The sequence below is a fragment of the uncultured Ramlibacter sp. genome (assembly GCF_936925435.1).
Classification (GTDB): Bacteria; Pseudomonadota; Gammaproteobacteria; order Burkholderiales; family Burkholderiaceae_C; genus Ramlibacter.
Genome location: NZ_CAKZHQ010000037.1, coordinates 1 through 3,331, shown reverse-complemented (window position 1 = coordinate 3,331; position 3,331 = coordinate 1). Strand labels below are relative to the sequence as shown.

The window sequence follows — 3,331 nt, the reverse complement described above, 5'->3', positions numbered from 1 at the left end:
GACACCTACCCCAAGGGCCTGGCCGACATCCACGAGCGCCTGGTCTCGCGCTTCGATTCCGGCCTGACGGTGGCCATCGAGCCGCCCGAGCTGGAAATGCGCGTGGCCATCCTGATCAACAAGGCCAAGGCCGAGAGCGCCGAGATGCCCGAGGAAGTGGCCTTCTTCGTGGCCAAGAACGTGCGCTCCAACGTGCGCGAGCTCGAAGGCGCCCTGCGCAAGATCCTGGCTTACAGCCGCTTCAACCAGAAGGAAATTTCCATCCAGCTGGCCCGGGAAGCGCTGCGCGACCTGCTGTCCATCCAGAACCGCCAGATCAGCGTCGAGAACATCCAGAAGACGGTGGCCGACTACTACAAGATCAAGGTCGCCGACATGTACAGCAAGAAGCGTCCGGCCAGCATCGCCCGGCCGCGCCAGATTGCCATGTACCTGGCCAAGGAGCTGACGCAAAAGAGCCTGCCCGAGATCGGCGAACTGTTCGGCGGCCGCGACCACACGACCGTGCTGCACGCCGTGCGCAAGATCTCCGGCGAGCGCCAGCAACTGACCGAGTTGAACCAGCAACTGCATGTGCTGGAGCAGACGCTGAAGGGGTGAAAAAGGGGAAAATGGCGCTTGTCCACAGCCAGGCAGCCCCCCTGTCAAGCCACACCGTTGAACTGAAGAAATAAAGAGAAAAGAGGAGTCACCATGATCGTCCTGAAAGCAACGCAAGACAAAGTGCTGGCCGTGCTGCAATCGGTTGCCGGCATCGTGGAGCGGCGTCACACGCTGCCCATCCTGGCCAATGTGCTGATCCGCAAGACCGGCGAGTCGGTGCAGCTGACCACCAGCGACCTGGAGATCCAGATCCGCACCACCGCCGACGTCGGCGGCGACAGCGGCAACTTCACCACCACGGTGGGCGCCCGCAAGCTGATCGACATCCTGCGCACCATGCCGGCCGACCAGACCGTGAGCCTGGAGTCCAGCCAGAACAAGCTGCTGCTCAAGGGCGGCAAGAGCCGCTTCACCCTGCAGACCCTGCCGGCCGAAGACTTCCCCCTGGTGCAAGAGGCGGCCAGCTTCGGCCCCGTCTTCAGCGTGCCGCAAAAAACGCTCAAGGACCTGCTCAACCAGGTCTCGTTTGCGATGGCGGTGCATGACATCCGCTACTACCTCAACGGCATCCTCTTCGTCGCCGAAGGCAAGCAACTGAGCCTGGTGGCCACCGACGGCCACCGCCTGGCTTTCGCCAGCGCCACGCTGGACGTGGAAGTGCCGCGCCAGGAAGTGATCCTGCCGCGCAAGACGGTGCTGGAGATGCAGCGCCTGCTGTCCGACGCCGAGGGCGCCATCGAGATGCAGTTCGCCAGCAACCAGGCCAAGTTCAGCTTCGGCGGCATGGAGTTCGTCACCAAGCTGGTCGAGGGCAAGTTCCCCGACTACAACCGCGTGATCCCCAAGAACCACAAGAACTCGGTCACCCTGGGCCGCGCCCCGCTGCTGGCCAGCCTGCAGCGCACCGCCATCCTGACCAGCGAGAAGTTCAAGGGCGTGCGCCTGAACATCGAGCCGGGCACGCTGCGCGTGGCCAGCAACAACGCCGAGCAGGAAGAAGCGGTGGACGAGCTGGACATCGACTACGGCGGTGACGCCATCGAGATCGGCTTCAACGTCACCTACCTGATCGACGCCCTGGCCAACATGGACCAGGACATGGTGAAGATGGAACTGGCCGACTCCAACAGCTCGGCCCTGATCACCATCCCCGAGAACGCGACGTTCAAGTACGTCGTCATGCCGATGCGCATTTAGGCGGCACGGTGTCATCCCGGGCTTGACCCGGGATCCATGGTGGCGCGCGAACATGGATGCCGGATCAAGTCCGGCATGACAGCCAGAAAAACCCGCGGTGTTCGCGGGTTTGGTCCTTCAAGAGTTTGAGAAAAGTTGCTTGTATGTCCGAAGAAAACAATGTGAACACCGGCCCGGCGGGCGAGGAAAGCTCCAATTTCCAGCCGACGATCGACACCAACCAGGTCGGCGCCAGCGCCGCCTACGGTGAAGGCTCGATCCAGATCCTGGAAGGCCTGGAAGCGGTGCGCAAGCGCCCCGGCATGTACATCGGCGACACCTCGGACGGCACGGGCCTGCACCACCTGGTGTTCGAGGTGGTCGACAACTCCATCGACGAGGCATTGGCAGGGCATTGCGACGACATCGTCGTCACCATCCACACCGACAACTCCATCAGCGTGGTCGACAACGGCCGCGGCATCCCCACCGGCATCAAGATGGACGACAAGCACGAGCCCAAGCGCTCGGCCGCGGAGATCGCCCTGACCGAGCTGCACGCCGGCGGCAAGTTCAACCAGAACAGCTACAAGGTCTCGGGCGGCCTGCACGGCGTGGGCGTGTCCTGCGTCAACGCGCTGTCCAAGATGCTGCGCCTGACGGTGCGCCGCGAAGGCAAGGTCCATGTGCTGGAGTTCAGCCGCGGCTTCGTGCAGAACCGCATCATCGAGACGCTCAATGGCGTGGAAGTCTCGCCCATGCAGATCCTGGGCGACACCGACAAGCGGGGCACCGAGGTGCACTTCCTGCCGGACAACACCGAGATCTTCAAGGAAAACAACGATTTCCACTACGAAATCCTCTCCAAGCGCCTGCGCGAACTCTCCTTCCTGAACAACGGCGTGCGCATCCGCCTGCTGGACGAGCGCACCGGCAAGGAAGACGATTTCTCCGGCGCCGGCGGCGTCAAAGGCTTTGTCGACTACATCAACAAGGGCAAGACCGTCCTGCACCCCAACGCCTTCGTGGCCATGGGCGACCGCCAGAGCGACCAGGGCACCAACATCGGTGTCGAGGTGGCGATGCAGTGGAACAGCGGCTACAACGAGCAGGTGCTCTGCTTCACCAACAACATCCCGCAGCGCGATGGCGGCACCCACCTGACGGGCCTGCGTGCGGCGATGACGCGCGTGATCAACAAGTACATCGACGACAGCGAGCTGGCCAAGAAGGCCAAGGTGGAAGTGACGGGCGACGACATGCGCGAAGGCCTGACCTGCGTGCTGAGCGTGAAGGTGCCCGAGCCCAAGTTCTCCAGCCAGACCAAGGACAAGCTGGTCTCCAGCGAAGTGCGCGGCCCGGTGGAAGACGTGATTGCGCGCATGCTGGGCGACTACCTGCAGGAGCGCCCCAACGACGCCAAGATCATCGTCGGCAAGATCATCGAAGCGGCCCGCGCCCGTGAGGCGGCACGCAAGGCCCGCGAGATGACGCGCCGCAAGGGCGTGCTCGACGGCATGGGCCTGCCCGGCAAGCTGGCCGACTGCCAGGA

At 63.5% G+C, this 3,331-nt stretch carries 3 protein-coding genes; all 3 read left to right on the top strand.

Annotated features, from left to right (window positions below):
- Nucleotides 1-600, top strand: a 600-nt coding sequence (locus Q0632_RS15450) for a chromosomal replication initiator protein DnaA (RefSeq protein ID WP_298931771.1), incomplete at its 5' end; no start/stop codon positions are given.
- A gap of 93 nt (nt 601-693) precedes the next feature.
- Entirely contained in the window at nt 694-1,800 is a 1,107-nt protein-coding gene (gene dnaN, locus Q0632_RS15445) for a DNA polymerase III subunit beta (RefSeq protein ID WP_298931769.1), read from the top strand.
- Between the two features lie 143 nt (nt 1,801-1,943).
- A partial coding sequence (locus tag Q0632_RS15440; RefSeq protein WP_298931740.1) for an ATP-binding protein occupies nt 1,944-3,331 on the top strand: 1,388 nt, incomplete at its 3' end.